General features: G+C 71.7%; 9 protein-coding genes. 6 read left to right on the plus strand and 3 right to left on the minus strand.

Annotated elements, in window-relative coordinates; genetic code table 11:
• Window positions 1-245: 245 nt before the first annotated feature.
• Window positions 246-1,997, minus strand: coding sequence for a serine/threonine-protein kinase (locus QA861_RS17065; protein ID WP_334589177.1), 1,752 nt, complete (start codon window positions 1,995-1,997; stop codon window positions 246-248).
• Window positions 1,998-2,468: 471 nt separating this feature from the next.
• On the opposite strand from QA861_RS17065, the gene QA861_RS17070 reads away from it, so the two are divergent.
• From QA861_RS17070 to QA861_RS17090, 5 genes are all read left to right on the plus strand, one after another.
• A complete protein-coding gene (locus tag QA861_RS17070; protein WP_334590598.1) occupies window positions 2,469-6,152 on the plus strand; it encodes an FHA domain-containing protein in 3,684 nt (1,227 codons plus the stop codon).
• 342 nt (window positions 6,153-6,494) lie between these two features.
• Entirely contained in the window at window positions 6,495-7,862 is a 1,368-nt protein-coding gene (locus tag QA861_RS17075) for an ABC transporter substrate-binding protein (protein WP_334589178.1), read from the plus strand.
• Window positions 7,863-7,872: 10 nt separating this feature from the next.
• On the plus strand, window positions 7,873-9,243 hold the full coding sequence (locus QA861_RS17080) for a carbohydrate ABC transporter permease (RefSeq protein WP_334589179.1): 1,371 nt from the start codon (window positions 7,873-7,875) through the stop codon (window positions 9,241-9,243).
• Window positions 9,244-9,353: 110 nt separating this feature from the next.
• A complete protein-coding gene (locus tag QA861_RS17085; protein ID WP_334590599.1) occupies window positions 9,354-10,157 on the plus strand; it encodes a carbohydrate ABC transporter permease in 804 nt (267 codons plus the stop codon).
• 155 nt (window positions 10,158-10,312) lie between these two features.
• Window positions 10,313-12,586 (plus strand): bifunctional glycosyltransferase/CDP-glycerol:glycerophosphate glycerophosphotransferase, encoded by a 2,274-nt coding sequence (locus tag QA861_RS17090; RefSeq protein WP_334589180.1) that lies wholly within the window; start codon window positions 10,313-10,315, stop codon window positions 12,584-12,586.
• A 35-nt stretch (window positions 12,587-12,621) separates the two neighbouring features.
• Here QA861_RS17090 and QA861_RS17095 read toward each other — a convergent pair whose 3' ends face one another.
• The gene (locus QA861_RS17095) at window positions 12,622-13,035 is read right to left on the minus strand and encodes an organic hydroperoxide resistance protein (protein ID WP_319092563.1); all 414 of its coding nucleotides are present in this window, start codon (window positions 13,033-13,035) and stop codon (window positions 12,622-12,624) included.
• 139 nt (window positions 13,036-13,174) lie between these two features.
• On the opposite strand from QA861_RS17095, the gene QA861_RS17100 reads away from it, so the two are divergent.
• On the plus strand, window positions 13,175-13,633 hold the full coding sequence (locus QA861_RS17100; protein WP_334589181.1) for a MarR family winged helix-turn-helix transcriptional regulator: 459 nt from the start codon (window positions 13,175-13,177) through the stop codon (window positions 13,631-13,633).
• 61 nt (window positions 13,634-13,694) lie between these two features.
• Here QA861_RS17100 and QA861_RS17105 read toward each other — a convergent pair whose 3' ends face one another.
• A complete protein-coding gene (locus QA861_RS17105) occupies window positions 13,695-15,200 on the minus strand; it encodes a glycosyltransferase family 39 protein (protein ID WP_443041495.1) in 1,506 nt (501 codons plus the stop codon).
• Window positions 15,201-15,311 lie beyond the last annotated feature (111 nt).

A 15,311-nucleotide genomic window follows, 5' to 3' on the forward strand; every position in this document is an offset into this window, starting at 1 on the left:
CCTTCACCGCCGGGACGGAAATCACCCGCCAGGTGTCGACAAATCCCCAGAGTCGCCCCCGAATCACGCCCGGAGCGCCGCCCGCCTGCTCCACAAATAGCCCGACTGCTCCCTGATTGCCCGAACCCCCACCGCGCAACGGGCCGCCCGGGCGCGGGGCCACCACTCACCGCGCCACCGGGCCCGCAGACCCAGAGACCCACGGACCCGCGAACCCACCGGGGATCACCGCCCAGGCGAGTCCCTCAGTTCCCGGAGCCTCCGGAGCCCCCACCCAGGTCCCCTATCCACCCGCTGACCGTGTTGATCCAGTCGCCGAGTTGATCGAAGAACCCCTTCGTCGACCCGATCCACCCCTGCAGCGGGCTCAGTTCCCAGATCAGCCACGCGGCGATGAACAGGATGACGATCGTGAACAGGCACCCCTTGAGGCAGCCGAGCCCCGGGATCTTCATCCGGTTGGCGCTGCGCTGCCGGGGTTCCCTCGGCTCGCGCGGCGGCCGGCCCTCGGGCTGCTGAGGGCGCTGGGGCTGCTGAGGCGCTGGGGGCGCATACCGCTGCTGGGGCTGCTGCGGCTGTTGCTGACGCTGGGGCGCGTACTGCTGGTGCTGGGGCGGCTGGCCCTGTCCCGGCCCCTGCGGATAGCCGTAACCGGGCTGGGGCTGCGGGCCCCGCTGCTGCTGACGCGACGGCTGCTGCTGCTGGTACGGCGGCTGCTGGGGCTGTTGCTGCGGCGGCCGGCCCGGCTGCCGCTGGGGCCGGCGGCGCAGGGGGTCCTCGCCGGGGTCCAGGTACTGGACCTGCGTCTGCTCGTTGCGGTCCCGGGCGGCACGCAGCTGGTTCTGCCAGGGGTGCGGCTCCTCGGGCCCGCCGGATCCGCCGGGGCCGCCAGGCTGGTTCTGCGGCACGGGCGGCATGACGGCTGTGGGGTCAGCGGCGCCCATGGCGCCCATCGCCCCCGCCCCACCCGGCCCCCCGGTGTGCGGCAGCACGCTGGTGGCGCCGTTCGGGTCGTACGCCGCCGGGGCGCCCGCCCCGTACGGCAGCACCTGCGTCGGGTCGCCCGACCCGGGCACCGCGGTCGGCGCCGGATCCGGCGCGAGCAGGTGGACGACCCCTTCGGCCGCCGCGATCTGCATCGAGTTGGCGTGGACGCCGATGCCCTCGGCGACCACACGCAGCCCGCGCGCGAGGTTCTCCGCGCTGGGCCTTTCGTCCGGGTTCTTGCGCAGGCAGCGCTCGATGACCGTCCACAGGGGTTCGGGCACGGTCGACGGGCGGCGCGGTTCGGCGGTGAGGTGCTGGTGCAGCACTTCGAGGGCGGACCCGCCACCGAACGGCGGACGGCCGGTGACCAGCTCGTACATCAGGATGCCGGCGCCGTAGATGTCGACGGCGGAGGTCTGCGGACGGCCTTCGGCGGACTCCGGGGCGACGTACGCGGGCGTGCCGACGAACTCGTGGGTGCGGGTGAGGCCCGGGGAGTCGGCGAGGCGGGCGATGCCGAAGTCGGTGAGCATCGGGTGCATCCGGCCGTTGTCCTGCATGAGCAGGACGTTGGCCGGCTTCAGGTCCCGGTGCACGACACCGTCGGCGTGGCTGACGGCGAGCGCGTCGGCGATCTGGGCGGTGAGCAGGGCGGCGGCGACGGGCGTGAACGGACCGTTCTCGCGCAGGTATTTGTGCAGGTCGGGGCCGTCGATGAGGTCCATGACCAGCGCCAGCAGATCGCCCTCGACCACCAGGTCCCGGACGCGGACGATGTTCGGGTGGATCAGCCGCAGCAGCACGGACCGCTCGCGCAGGAAGCGCATCACGATGTCCGCGTCGTTGGCGAGCTCCTCCTTGAGGACCTTGATCGCGACGGCCTCGCCGGGCTGGCCGGGCACGGCCGCCTCGGCTCCCGCGGTCTCCCTCTGGCGGGCACGCCAGACGGTGCCTGTGGCGCCGCGTCCCAGCGGCTCCTCAAGGAGGTACTTGCTCCCTACCGGCCGCACGTCGTGGCTCCCTTACATACGTACATCCCGTACACGGTGTTTCCGTCCCACTGTAGTGCCGCGCCCTCAGGACGCCCTGGGCAACGGCCGCCTCCACAGACGGCTACGTACGGCCTCCTTCGCGCGTTCGACGGAAAGAAGCCGGAAAGTCGTCGGAAAGTCGATGGGAAAGACGTCTCGATCGGTCCCCCCGGTTGCCTAATCCCGAACGTGACCGATCTCAAATCGATTACCAAACCGATCCCAAACGGACAGTCGCCGGTCACTGGGCAGGCACTTTTACGGGCAGAGGCGACCATTCAAGATCACTTATGGGTGGGGGGCGGGCGCGTTGTCAGTGGCAGGTGCGAGGATGCCTCCAGTACTGGCCTACGTGCTCGTGTGCGGTGGGGGAAGTCCGCGGTGGTGGGACCCGTGGCGTGGCTTCGTCCTCCTTTACGGGTGTCCGTGCAGAAGGGACCGCTGACGGCGATGCAGATCCGGCTGACCGTCGTAGACCCGCTGGGGCCGCCCTCGGAGCCGTGGGCGCGTACCGCGAGCTGCGACGTGGTGATCACCGCCCCCGCCGGCACGGCGCTGGCCACGGTCGCCTCGGCCCTGGCATCGGTGGTCGCGGGTGACGGGGGTTCGGCCCTGCCCGAGCGCGGCCGGGAGCGTGAGAGCGGCGGCGCGGTGGTGCTCTACGCGGGCGACCAGCGCCTCGACACCCAGCGCTGCACCCTCGGCGAGCCCCCGTTGGTCGACGGCGCCGTCCTCGCCCTGGGCACCCCGGCCGAGCCGGAGCCGCACCCCGAGGCGGACGAGGTGGCGGCCCAGCTGCACGTGGTCGCGGGTCCGGACGCGGGCGGGGTCCATCTTCTGCACGGCGGCCAGATCACCATCGGCCGCTCCGCCGACGCCGACGTCCCCCTGGACGACCCGGACGTCTCCCGGCTGCACTGCGCGGTCACGGTCTCGGAGGACGGCCGCATAGCGGTCGCGGACCTCGACTCGACGAACGGCACGACGCTGTCCGGCGCCCGCCTCGGCACCCGCCCGGTCCGCCTCGCACCGGGCGCGCTGCTGCGCATCGGCGAGTCGGCCCTGCGGCTGACGCCGCCCGGCGACGCGGGCGCCCGCGTGGACACGACCCCTGACGGCGAGGGCCACATACGCGTGAGCGTCGCCGAAGGGCACGCGAGGGCTTCGGGGAGCACGGCGGCCTCCGCCACGACATCCTCGCCCCCCTCTTCTTCCTCTTCCCCGTCCCCGTCTCCGTCCGCGTCCCATCCGTCCCACGCGCGCGTGCAGCCGGGCGGCACAACGAAGCCGCCCTCCGGTGAGACCCGTCACGCCTACGGTTCGGCGAGCTGGGGAGCGGCCGGGGGCATGTCCGAGGCACCCGGTGCGCGGGGCTCGGCGCAGGCCGCGCAGCCGCTCGTCCCGGGGCAGGGCCCGGCCCCGCGGATCGAGAACCGGGGCTCCACCGGCGCGGCGGGCACGGCCAGGGCATCGGGCGGTGCCGGGGAGACCCACGGCGCCGGGCTCTTCTTGCCGGGGTCGATGTCCGGCGCTACGGCGGTACCGCGAGCCCGCGCTCACGAGGAGACGGACGCAGACAGGGCAGCCAGGGCAGACGCGGCCGACCCGCCGGACGCGGAGGCTGCCGCGGGCAGCGGGCGCAAGGGGACGCCCCTCCGGGGGACGGACATCCCGCAGGGCGTGCGCAAGCGCGGTGGGCTTTCCAAGTGGGCGCGCCGGCTGACCGGCGGGCGCGCGGAGCAGGAGCCGTCCGAGGGCGAGGCGTACGACGACCAGGAGCCGGCGTCCGACCAGGAGGCCCCGGCGTTCGCGGAGGCCCCGGCGCAGGCACCGGAGAGCTGGCCCGACCCGGCGGCGCTGCTGCTCACGGCCCTCGGCCCCGGCCCCCGGCTCTGGGAGCGCGGCCCGGGACACCCGGAAACGCTCACGGTCCGGCTCGGTACGGCGGACCGGGCCGCGCCCGACGGCTCCGGGCTGTTGCCCGCCGTACCGGTGACCGCCGGTCTGCGTGAGGTCGGGGCGCTGGGGCTGGCGGGGCCACGGGCGCGGCTCGCGGGGCTGGCCCGCGCGGTGGTGGCCCAACTGACGGCGCTGCACTCCCCCGAGGCCCTCGAAATCGTCCTGATCAGCACGGACCGTTCGCGCACTCCCGAGGAGCGCACCGCCGAGTGGGCCTGGCTCGGCTGGCTCCCGCATCTGCGCCCAGGGCACGGCCAGGACTGCCGTCTCCTCCTCGCCTACGACCGCGAACAGGCCACGGCCCGCGCCGACGAACTCCTGCGGCGCCTGGAGGACCACGACGCGGAGGCGGCGGCGAAAAGCCCCGCCGGCCCCGCCGAGGCCAACGGAGAACCGGACGTCAGTGCCCCGGGTGACCGGGGAGCGGCCCGGCGGCCCTCCTGGGCCCGGGACGACGACCCCGCCGAGTCGGCGGACGGTTTCGCGGGCCCGTACACCGTGGTCGTCGTGGACGGGGACCCTGGCGGCGCTGCGGTCCGGGAGGCCGTGGCGCGACTGGCGCAGGAAGGACCGCGGGCCGGGATCCACGTCCTGTGCCTCGCGGAGACGGAGGCGGCGTCGCCCGCGTCCCCGGTGACGGAGACGTACGAGGCGGCGTGCGCGGCCTCGCCCCCGTTCCGTCAGTGCGGGGCGGTGGCGCTGCTCAGCGGCGACGTGGCCACCGCGCTGCATGTGATGCGGGTGGCCCGGGCGGGAGCGAACACTCCTGGGCGCACCGGCGCCGCCGAGGTGGACATGCCTGGCGCGGAGGTCCCCTCGACCGCCGGCAGCGCCGGGCGCGCCGGGTTGGTCGGACAGGGCTCCGTCGCCGCCGTGGACGCCGTGTCTCTGGCCTGGGCCGAACGGTTCGCGCGGGCGCTGGCTCCGCTGCGCACCGACGGTGCCGCCGGGGCACGGCAGCAACGCGTCTCGGCACCCTTGCCGCAAGCGGCCCGGCTGCTCGACGAGTTGGGGCTCGCCCGGGCCACCCCGGCGTCCCTGATGGCCCGTTGGGCGGACGCGGCCGACGACAAGGAGACCCTCGGCGGCCGGGCCTGGGCCGTCCTCGGCGCCGGTCCGCGCGGGCCCGTCGGCGTGGATCTCGCGGCAGAGGGACCCCACCTGCTGATCGAGGGGCCGCCCGGCAGCGGGCGTACGGAGTTGCTGCGGGCGGTCGTCGCGTCGCTGGCCGCCGCCGAGCGGCCCGACCGGCTGGGCATCGTGCTGATGGACGGCCGGGACGGCACAGGTGGAAGCGGGGGCGCGCAGCACGGCGAGGGTCTGCGGGTGTGCACCGAGCTTCCGCATGTCAGCACTCACCTCACGGCCAACGACCCTGTCCGCATGCGGGAGTTCGCCCAGTCGCTCAGCGCCGAGCTGAAGCGCCGGGCCGAGCTGCTCGGGCGGGTCGGATTCGCCGAGTGGCACACCGGGCGCGAACTGTCCGGCCGGATCGGGCCGCAGCGGTCGGGGTCGGGGTCGGGCACTCATGGCTCGAACGCGGGCGCGAGTGCGGGTGCGAGGGTGGAGATGTCCGGGGGCGGGGCCGGGGATCTCGACACGCCCCCCAGTTCGACGTTGCGTCTGCGGCCGGCGGCGAGTCGGCGGCGTACGGAGACACCGCCCCTGGCCCGTCTCGTGGTGGTCGTGGACGATCTGGACGCGTTGGTGTCGCCGGCGCTCGGGTCGCCGGGGCGGCCGTCGGCGGGGTCCGTGGTGCGGGCGTTGGAGGCGGTGGCCCGGGAGGGCGAGCGGCTCGGGGTGCATCTGGTGGCCGCAGCGGGCGTCGGTGGGCGTACCGCGGAGACGGAACTGGCCCGGGGGGCGTCGCTGCGGGTCGTACTGGACGCGCCCGCGCCGGGGCCGGACGAACCCGCGGCCGGGCGGGGGCGGTTGAGCGGGGCGGACGGAAGGGGCATCCCGTTCCAAGGGGGGCGGGTGACGGGGCGTATCCCGCGTACGGCGACGCTGCGGCCGACCGTCGCCGCGCTGGACTGGCAGCGGATGGGGGATCCGCCGGCGCGGCGGCCGGTGCGTGAGCTGGGCAACGGGCCCACGGACCTGGCCCTGCTGGCCAGCGCCCTGGAACGAGCGGCCCGCTCGGTGTCGGCGACAGAAGTGCCGTCACTGTTGTGACCCGGGGGCTACGGCCCTGAACGGGGCCTTGTCCTCAAACTCCCCCAGAGGGGGGACCCCCAACAGGCTGAGGGTGGGGCCTGGGCTGGACAGATGCGGTGAACGGGCGGGTGGGTGGGAAAAACTCTGCCTGGGCTGGACGCCGGGTGCGTGGGAAGGCGTTTCGGGGGCACCTTGCTAACGGGCCGAGACGGGTGGGTGGGTGGGAACAAAGGACACGACGCGGTCACGATCACCCGCTTGACACCCCAGGCGCACTTGCCGACCCCCACGACCCGGCGTAGACCAGACCGCACGGACAGCGCCGAACACGTTCAACGCCGAACGACGAACGGGGCAGACATGCGCAGCATCCTTCGTACACGCACCCTGACCGCCCTCTCCGCCACCGCCCTCGCCCTCACCCTCGCCTCCTGCGGCTCCGACGACGACCCGGGCGGCAAAGCCGACACCAGCACGGGCACCGGCGGTGACACCTCCGCCTCCGTCAAGCTCCCCAAACTGGACGGCCAGACGTTAGAAGTCGCCGCCGTCTGGACGGGACCCGAGCAGGACAACTTCACCAAGGTCCTGAAGGAGTTCGAGAAGCGAACGGGCGCGAAGGTCAACTTCGTGCCGACCGGCAACAACACCTCGACGTTCCTCGGTACGAAGATCCAGGGCGGCAAGCCCCCGGACGTCGCGTTCCTGCCCCAGGTGGGCGTACTGCACCAGTTCGCCGAGAAGGGCTGGCTCAAGCCGCTCGGCGCGGACGCCCAGGCCCAGCTCGACAAGAACTTCGACGCCGGCTGGAAGGAACTCGGCGCCTTCGAGGGCAAGCAGTACGGCATCTACGTCAAGGCCGCCAACAAGTCCCTGGTCTGGTACAACACCGCCGCGTTCGAGGCCGCGGGCATCACGGACACCCCCACCACCTGGAAGGACTTCATCGCCACCGCGCAGACGCTCTCCGACGCCGGTTCTCCCGCCGTCTCCGTGGGCGGCGCCGACGGCTGGACCCTCACCGACTGGTTCGAGAACGTCTATCTGTCGCAGGCCGGGCCGGAGAAGTACGACCAGCTCGCCCAGCACAAGATCAAGTGGACCGATCCCTCCGTCAAGGACGCCCTGACCACCCTCGCCGAGCTCTGGGGCAAGGACGATCTCCTCGCGGGCGGTCGTTCCGGCGCGCTGGCGACCGAGTTCCCGAAGTCGGTCACCCAGACCTTCTCCGGTGACACCCCGGCGGCGATGGTCTTCGAGGGCGACTTCGTGGCCGCCAACATCAACGCGGACACGAAGGCGAAGCTCGGCACGGACGCGAAGGTCTTCCCGTTCCCGGCGGTCGGCGACCAGGCACCCGTCGTCAGCGGCGGCGACGTCGCCGTGGCCCTGAAGGGCGGCGCGGGCGCCCAGGCCCTGCTGACGTTCCTGGGTTCGACGGACGCGGCGGAGATCTGGGCGGCGCAGGGCGGCTTCCTCTCGCCCAGCAAGGCGATGGACCAGTCGACGTACAAGGACCAGGTCACCCGGGACATCGCCAAGGCCCTCATCGCGGCCGGCGACGACTTCCGCTTCGACATGTCCGACCAGGCCCCGGCCGCCTTCGGCGGTACCCAGGGCGTCGGCGAGTGGAAGGACCTCCAGGACTTCCTGAAGAACCCGAAGGACGTCGCGGGCACCCAGAAGCAACTAGAGGCCGACGCCGCCAAGGCGTACAAGAACGGCTGACGGCACCGGCATGGAGTCGCAGAGAGACAACAAGCCGACCGTCACCACGAATACGGCCGTCATCACGAACCCGGCCCCGGTCAAGGCCAAGAGCGTCACCGGCACCCGCTGGTGGGTGGCAGGTCTGTTCCTGTTGCCCGCCCTGGTCCTGCTCGGCTCGCTCGTCGTCTACCCGATCGGTTACTCCGTCTGGCGCAGCCTGTACGACGCCGACGGATCGGGTTTCGTCGGCCTGGAGAACTACGGCGACATCTTCACGAACGACGCCACGCTGACCGCCGTACGCAACACGGCGATCTGGGTGGCCGTCGCGCCCGCCCTCGTCACCGCGCTCGGTCTGATCTTCGCGGTGCTGACCGAACGGGTGCGCTGGGGTACGGCGTTCAAGCTGATCGTCTTCATGCCGATGGCGATCTCGATGCTCGCGGCGGGCATCATCTTCCGCCTGGTCTACGAGCAGGACCCGGACCAGGGCGTCGCCAACGCGATCGTGACGTCCGTGCACGACGCCTTCGTGGACTCCTCCGTCTATCCGAAGGCCCGCCCGAACGCGCAGGCGAGCGACCTCAAGTCGTCCGGGGGCGGCTCGTTCACCTCCACCGGAACCGTCAGCCCGGGCACCCCGGCGCTGCTGCCCCTCGTGGGCATCGCCCCCAACAAGCTCCCCGGCACGCCCGAGAACGCGAAGGCGGCCGGCGCCTCCGGTTCCGGGATCAGCGGCACCGTCTGGCTGGACTTCAAGCTCGGCGGTGGCGGTACGAAGGGTCAGGTCGACCCGGGCGAGAAGGCGCTGAAGGGCGTCAAGGTCGAGGCCGTGAAGGACGGGAAGGTCGTCGCCTCGGCGACCAGCGGCGCCGACGGGACGTTCACTCTGCCCGCCGACGCCGACGGGGCCCAACTACGCCTGCCGGGCTCGAACTTCGCCGCCTCCTACAACGGGATCGACTGGCTCGGGCCGACCCTGGTCACCCCGGCCATCATCGGCAGCTACACCTGGATGTGGGCCGGGTTCGCGATGGTTCTCATCGCGGCGGGCCTCGCGGGTGTGGACCGGAATCTGCTGGAGGCGGCGCGGGTCGACGGCGCCAACGAGTGGCAGGTGTTCCGGCGGGTCACCGTGCCGCTGCTCGCACCCGTGCTGGTCGTCGTGCTCGTCACGCTGATGATCAACGTGATGAAGGTGTTCGACCTCGTATACATCATCGCCCCACAGCCCAGTCAGGACGATGCCAACGTCCTCGCGCTCCAGTTGTTCCTGTCGTCGTTCGGCGGGGGCGGCAACTACGGCGTCGGCAGCGCGATCGGCGTCATTCTGCTGCTGCTCGTCCTGCCGGTGATGTTCGTCAATCTGCGTCGACTCAGGAAGGAGCGCCAGCGGTGACGGCTCTCGACCCGACCCTCGACCCGACCCATGATCCCCACCTCGACCGGCCCGTACGCGCCAGGCGCTCCGTCGCCGCCCGTGTGGCCGCCGGCGCCGCGGGCGGGGTGATGCGGTTCTTCCTCATCCTCGTCGCGCTCGTCTGGATGGTGCCGACGTTCGGGCTGCTCGTGTCGTCGTTCCGCGACCCGACGGACATCTCCACCTCCGGGTGGTGGAAGGTCTTCACGGCTCCCGGGCAGCTGACCGCGAAGAGCTACAGGACGCTGCTGGAGAACGACGCGATCACCAGCTCGCTCCTCAACACCATCTGGATCACGGTCCCGGCGACCCTTCTGGTCGTCATGATCGGCGCGATGGCCGGCTACGCCTTCGCGTGGATGGACTTCCGTGGGCGCGACTGGTGGTTCCTGGTCGTCGTCGCGCTGCTCGTCGTACCCGTGCAGGTGGCGCTGATCCCGCTGTCCGACCTGTTCGGGAAGATCGGGATCTTCGGCGACATCATCGGGGTGGTGCTGTTCCATGTGGGGTTCGGGCTGCCGTTCGCGATCTTCCTGCTGCGGAACTTCTTCGCGGAGATCCCGCGCGAGCTGTTGGAGGCGGCCCGGCTGGACGGCGCGGGCGAGATGCGGCTGTTCGCGACCGTCGTCCTGCCACTCGCCGCGCCCGCCATCGCGTCCCTGGGGATCTTCCAGTTCCTGTGGGTGTGGAACGACATGCTGGTCGCGCTGGTGTTCTCGGACTCGCAGTCGCAGCCGCTGACGGTCGCGCTCCAGCAGCAGGTACGTCAGTTCGGCAGCAACATCGAGGTACTGGCGCCGGGCGCGTTCATCTCGATGGTGATTCCGCTGGCAGTGTTCTTCGCGTTCCAGCGGCAGTTCGTGTCGGGGGTGATGGCGGGCGCGGTCAAGTAAGCGAGGGAGTAAGTAAACGGATAAGCATCCCACTTGGGGGGTTACGGGTCCAAACACCCTTGTCCCCCACATGCCGCAATCGGCGTAACCAAGTCACTCCATCGGCCGTTCCCGGGCAGTAGGCCCGCGTCGACCCACCGACCCATGGATGTGCCTTGCCCAGGTTCAGTGTCATCGTCCCCGCGTACAAGGTTCAGGCGTATCTGCAGGAGTGCCTGGAATCGGTGCTCGGCCAGTCGTATCCGGATCTCGAAGTCATCGCCGTCGACGACTGCTCGCCCGACGCCTGTGGTGCGCTCGTCGACGAGTTCGCGGCGCGCGACGGCCGCGTGCGCCCCGTCCACCTCCCGGAGAACGGCGGGGTGGGCGCGGCGCGCAACGCGGGCGTCGAGCGCGCGACCGGCGACTATCTCGTCTTCGTCGACGGCGACGACACCCTCGCCCCCGACGCCCTGCGGGCGATCGCCGACCGGATCAAGGAGGCGGGTGACCCGGACGTTCTCGTCTACGACCACGCGCACGCCCTCTGGACCGGCGAGACCGTCCGCAGCCCGTTCCTCCATCAGCTCACCGAGCAGGGCCCCGTCCCGTTCCGGCTCGACGACCGGCCGTTGCTGCTCAAACTCCCGCTGGTGGCCTGGAACAAGGCCTACCGGCGGGAGTTCGTCGAGCGCGAGGGCCTCACCTTCCCGGCGGGTGCCTGTGCGGACATCCCCTGGACGGTCCCCTCGCTGCTCGCCGCCGAGTCGATGGCGACCCTGGACCGGGTGTGCGTCCACCACCGCAGGCAGCGGCAGATCGGCAGCACTCCCTCGGCTCAGGGGCACTTCGACATCCACGAGCAGTACGACCGTGTCTTCGCGTTCGTCGACGAGCGCCCCGAACTCACGCGTTGGCGGCCGGTGTTGTTCCGCCGGATGGTCGACCAGCTGATGTCGGTGCTGGCCCGCCCCGACCGGCTGCCGCGCACCGCCCGCGCCGAGTTCCTGCGCAGGTCCCGGGACCACTACCGCCGTTACCGCACCCCGGGCGCGGCCGTACCGCTGCACGCCCGGCTCCGGCACCTGCTCGTCCGGACGGGCAGTTATCGCACGTATCGGGTGGTCCGGCTCGCGTCCGCCCTGCGCAGGAACCTCACCCGTTTCGTCAAGTCCCTTGCGCGCGGCGTCCGTTCGGCCGCGCTGCGACTGCACTACCGGGTTCAGCGGCGGCTGCCGGTGCGGTACGACCGGGCCGTATTCAGCAGTCACTCCGGGCGCGGGTACGGCTGCAACCCCGGCGCACTGGAAGCCGCGTTCCGTTCCTTCGTGCCGGGCATGCGGACGGCGTGGGTGGCGCGCCCCGAGCACCATCACACGCTCCCGACGGCGACCGCCCGGGTACGTCCGGGCACCGCCGCCTACTGGACGGCGCTGGCCCGCTCCAAGTACCTCGTGAACAACGGGAGTTGGGACAGTCGATTCGTGAAGCGGGCCGGCCAGACGGTGATCCAGACCCAGTACGGGACCCCGCTGAAGCGCATGGGCCTCGACCTCCAGGACCGGCCGGCCGCCGCCCGTGACACCGACTTCACGGAACTCGTCGCGGACGTCGACACCTGGGACCACTGCCTGTCGGCCAACCGCCACTCGACCCTCGTATGGGAGCGGGTCTTCCCCGGCGGCTACACCACCCTCGAAACCGGGCAGCCCCGCAACGACGTGTTCCAGCAGGCGACTTCGGCGGACGTGGCCCGGCTGCGCGAGTCGCTCGGCATCCCCGAGGGCTCGGTCGCGATCCTGTACGCGCCCACCCACCGCGACTATCTGCGCGGCCCCCGGCACACACTCGACCTGGACCGCGTCCTGCGCCAACTCGGCCCGCGCTACGTACTGCTGGCCCGCGCCCATCACATCTACGACGCCCCGCCGGCACCCGCCTCCGGCGGCCGGCTGATCGACGTGACCGACCATCCGAGCATCGAGTCACTGTGTCTGGCCTCGGACGCGCTGGTGACCGACTACTCGTCGCTGATGTTCGACTACGCCAACCTGAACCGGCCGATCGTGATCCACTCGGACGACTGGGAGGCGTACGAGGCTGCCCGTGGCACGTACTTCGACCTGCGGGCCTTCCCGCCGGGCGCGATCGCGCGCAGCGAGGACGAGCTGATCGACATCTTCGCGACCGGCCACTGGCGCGGGTCGCGCTCCGCGCAGCTGCGGGCCGCGTTCCGCGAGCGGTTCTGTCCGTACGACGACGGGCGCGCCGCCGAACGGGTCGTGCAGCGACTGGTGTTGGGCGGGACGACCGGGCAGGCGCCGGTCACTCCGCTCGCCGAGCGCCACCCGGTGCCGTCGGCGGCGGACGCGTTCGCCAGCGTTCCGCTCGCGAGCGTGCCGCGCCCGCAGCCCAGCACCGACGGCACGCCCGTCCTCAACGGCTCCTGACCGACGTATCGTCGACCGGTACTACTCGGCGGGTACTACTCGATGACGAGGTCGACCTCGATGTTGCCGCGCGTGGCGTTGGAGTACGGGCAGACCTGGTGGGCCTGCTCGACCAGCTTGCGGCCGGTCTCCGCGTCGACGGTGTCGGGCAGCTCGACGCGGAGGGTGACCTTGAGGCCGAAGCCCTCGCCCTGCTTGCCTATGCCGACCTCGGCGGTCACGGCGGCGTCGCTGACGTCGACCTTGGCACCGCGGCCGACCAGGCCCAGCGCGCTGCCGAAACAGGCGGCGTAACCAGCGGCGAAGAGCTGCTCCGGGTTGGTTCCGGCACCGTTGCCACCCAGCTCCACCGGCATGGCCAGCGCAAGGTCGACCTTGCCGTCGGAGCTGACCGCGCGGCCCTCCCGGCCGTGCGTGGCGGTGGCGACTGCGGTGTAGATCGCGTCCATGGAAGCCGTCCCTCTCATCGAACTCATCAACATCAGAGCTTCTCGGGGAGCCCCCTGCGGGGTTCCTTGATGAAGATGATTAGAGCACACAATTTAATTGTGCACAACTAGATGGCGGGCAAGGAGGTATCCTGGAGCCATGTCAGCAACCTCCGCCGAGGACTACCTCCGTCTCGACCAGCAGATCTGCTTCTCCCTGAACGCGGCCTCGCGCGCCTTCAACGGTGTCTACCGCGTGGTCCTCAAGGACCTCGGGCTCACCTACCCGCAGTACCTGGTGATGCTCGTGCTGTGGGAGCACGGACAACTGCCCGTGAAGAAGGTCGGCGAACACCTGCGCCTCGACTCCGGCACCCTGTCACCGCTGCTCAAGCGGCTGGAGACGGCCGGTCTCGTCCGGCGCGAGCGCAGCGCCCGGGACGAGCGGTCGGTCGAGGTGCGACCGACCGAGGAGGGCCTCGCGCTGCGCGAGCGGGCGCTTCAGGTGCCGCGCCGTATCGTCGCCGCGACCAGCTTCGACGTGGACGAGATCCGCGCGCTGCGGGCCCGTCTTGACGAGCTCACTGTCGCTCTGGACGCGGCAGCGCTGGGGGCGTAGCGCTCGCTCGTGGGGCGGCTGCGGCGCCGTTGTGGCTGGTCGCGCGGTTCCCCGCGCCCCTTTAGGGCGCTGTCGTGGGCCTGCGTTCGTAGAGGCGCAGCGTCACCCCGCTTCCCGTCAGCTCCCTCCTCGGCTCGAACTCCCTCTCCACCAGCGCCAGTTTGGTCCGTTCGGTCGGGCTGTCCGGGTGCCAGCCGGGGCGGAGGGTGTACGGCTCGGCGACCAGCCAGACATGGTCCAGCCCCGCCAGCCGGCGCCGGAGCTCGGCCGGGCCCGTCTCGACGCCGTACAGCGTGCCGGACGTGCGCGCGGACTCGGCGAGGGCCAGGTCCCGGGTCCCTCGGAATCCCTTCGGGTACGCCAGTGCCGAGCGCCGTCCGATGGCCGGCAGGAACAACACCGGGTCGCCGGGGCGCAGTTCACGGGCGGCGAGCGCGGAGGCGACGGCGAGGTTGTCGCCGCCGCGCTGGGCCATGGAACGGTCCTGCCGCAGCAGCGGCAGCTGGTGCGCGCAGACGAGGGCCACCGCGAGCACCCCGGCCGCGGCGACGGTCGCGCGGGGCGGACGCGGCAGGGCCCGCGCGACGCGATCGGCCCCGGCGGCGACGAGGAGGGGGGCGCCGGCGAGGGCGTACAGGACGTAACGGGCGTCGTAGAGGGGCGACCACTGCGAGACGGTCATGAGGATCGCGGGCGGCACGATGAGCAGCGGGAGGGCGACGGCGGGGAGGGACGGTCCCCGGCCGGGGCTGATGCTCCAGGGGTGGAGCAGCGCCACGTACATGAGGACCAGACAGGGCACGAGGACCCCGTCCGTCGGGCCGGTGAACTGGCGTACGAGCTGGTCCACACTGCCCTGTCCTGGCGGCCGCAGCCAGGCCACCTGCGCCGACTGGGAGTGCGAGAGCAGCGCCAGCGGAAGCAGCACCGACGTCACGGCGCCCGCCGCGCACAGCCAGCCGGCCCACACCCGCCGTGGGACGCGGGCGAGCGCGAGGGTGGCGGCATGCGCGAGGAGCAGCAGTACGGCGAACTCGTGGAGGAGGCAGGTGCAGGCGAGGACCACGCCGTACGGCATCCAGGAGCGGCCCCCGACCGCCCGCAGGAGCAGCAGCGTCGCGCCGGTCGCGCCGGCGGCGACCATCGCGTACGACCGGCCCTCCTGGGCGTAGTGGCCGACCATCGGATTGACCGCGTACAGCAGCCCGGCCCAGAGGCCGACGCGGGGGCGTGCCAGGCGGCTGCCGAGGGCCGCGACGAGGCCCGCGGTGGCGGCTGCGGCGAGGACCGAGGGGAGCCGCAGGAGGACCTCGCCGGGGTGGACGGCGAGGACGGGCCGCATGAGCAGGTAGTACAGGCCATGCACGGCGTCGACCTCGTGCAGCAGCCGCCAGATCTGCGGCACCGTGCGCCGCGCGACCTGGAAGGTGGCCGCCTCGTCACGCCACATGCCGCCCCGGTCGAGTCCCCAGCAGCCGATCACCAGCATGACGGCCATGGGGATCACGGGGACCGCGACGGCGGCTGGCTTCTTGTTCATCTCCTTGTTCATCGGCTTGTTGATCACGGGCCTGATTTTGTGCGCTTAAAGGATCTTTGACGGTGATTGATAGGAGATAAATGACAGTTCGATGATGTATTGACGTGAATGCGGCATTCATCCGGTTTACGATCCGGC

Source organism: Streptomyces sp. B21-083 (genome assembly GCF_036898825.1).
In the GTDB taxonomy this organism is placed as follows: Bacteria; Actinomycetota; Actinomycetes; order Streptomycetales; family Streptomycetaceae; genus Streptomyces.

Coding starts and splice junctions, on each gene's coding strand:
- QA861_RS17070 (WP_334590598.1), top strand. CDS start 2,469: ATGCAGATCCGGCTGACCGTCGTAGACCCGCTGGGGCCGCCCTCGGAG.
- QA861_RS17075 (WP_334589178.1), top strand. CDS start 6,495: ATGCGCAGCATCCTTCGTACACGCACCCTGACCGCCCTCTCCGCCACC.
- QA861_RS17080 (WP_334589179.1), top strand. CDS start 7,873: ATGGAGTCGCAGAGAGACAACAAGCCGACCGTCACCACGAATACGGCC.
- QA861_RS17085 (WP_334590599.1), top strand. CDS start 9,354: ATGCGGTTCTTCCTCATCCTCGTCGCGCTCGTCTGGATGGTGCCGACG.
- QA861_RS17095 (WP_319092563.1), bottom strand. CDS start 13,035: ATGGACGCGATCTACACCGCAGTCGCCACCGCCACGCACGGCCGGGAG.
- QA861_RS17100 (WP_334589181.1), top strand. CDS start 13,175: ATGTCAGCAACCTCCGCCGAGGACTACCTCCGTCTCGACCAGCAGATC.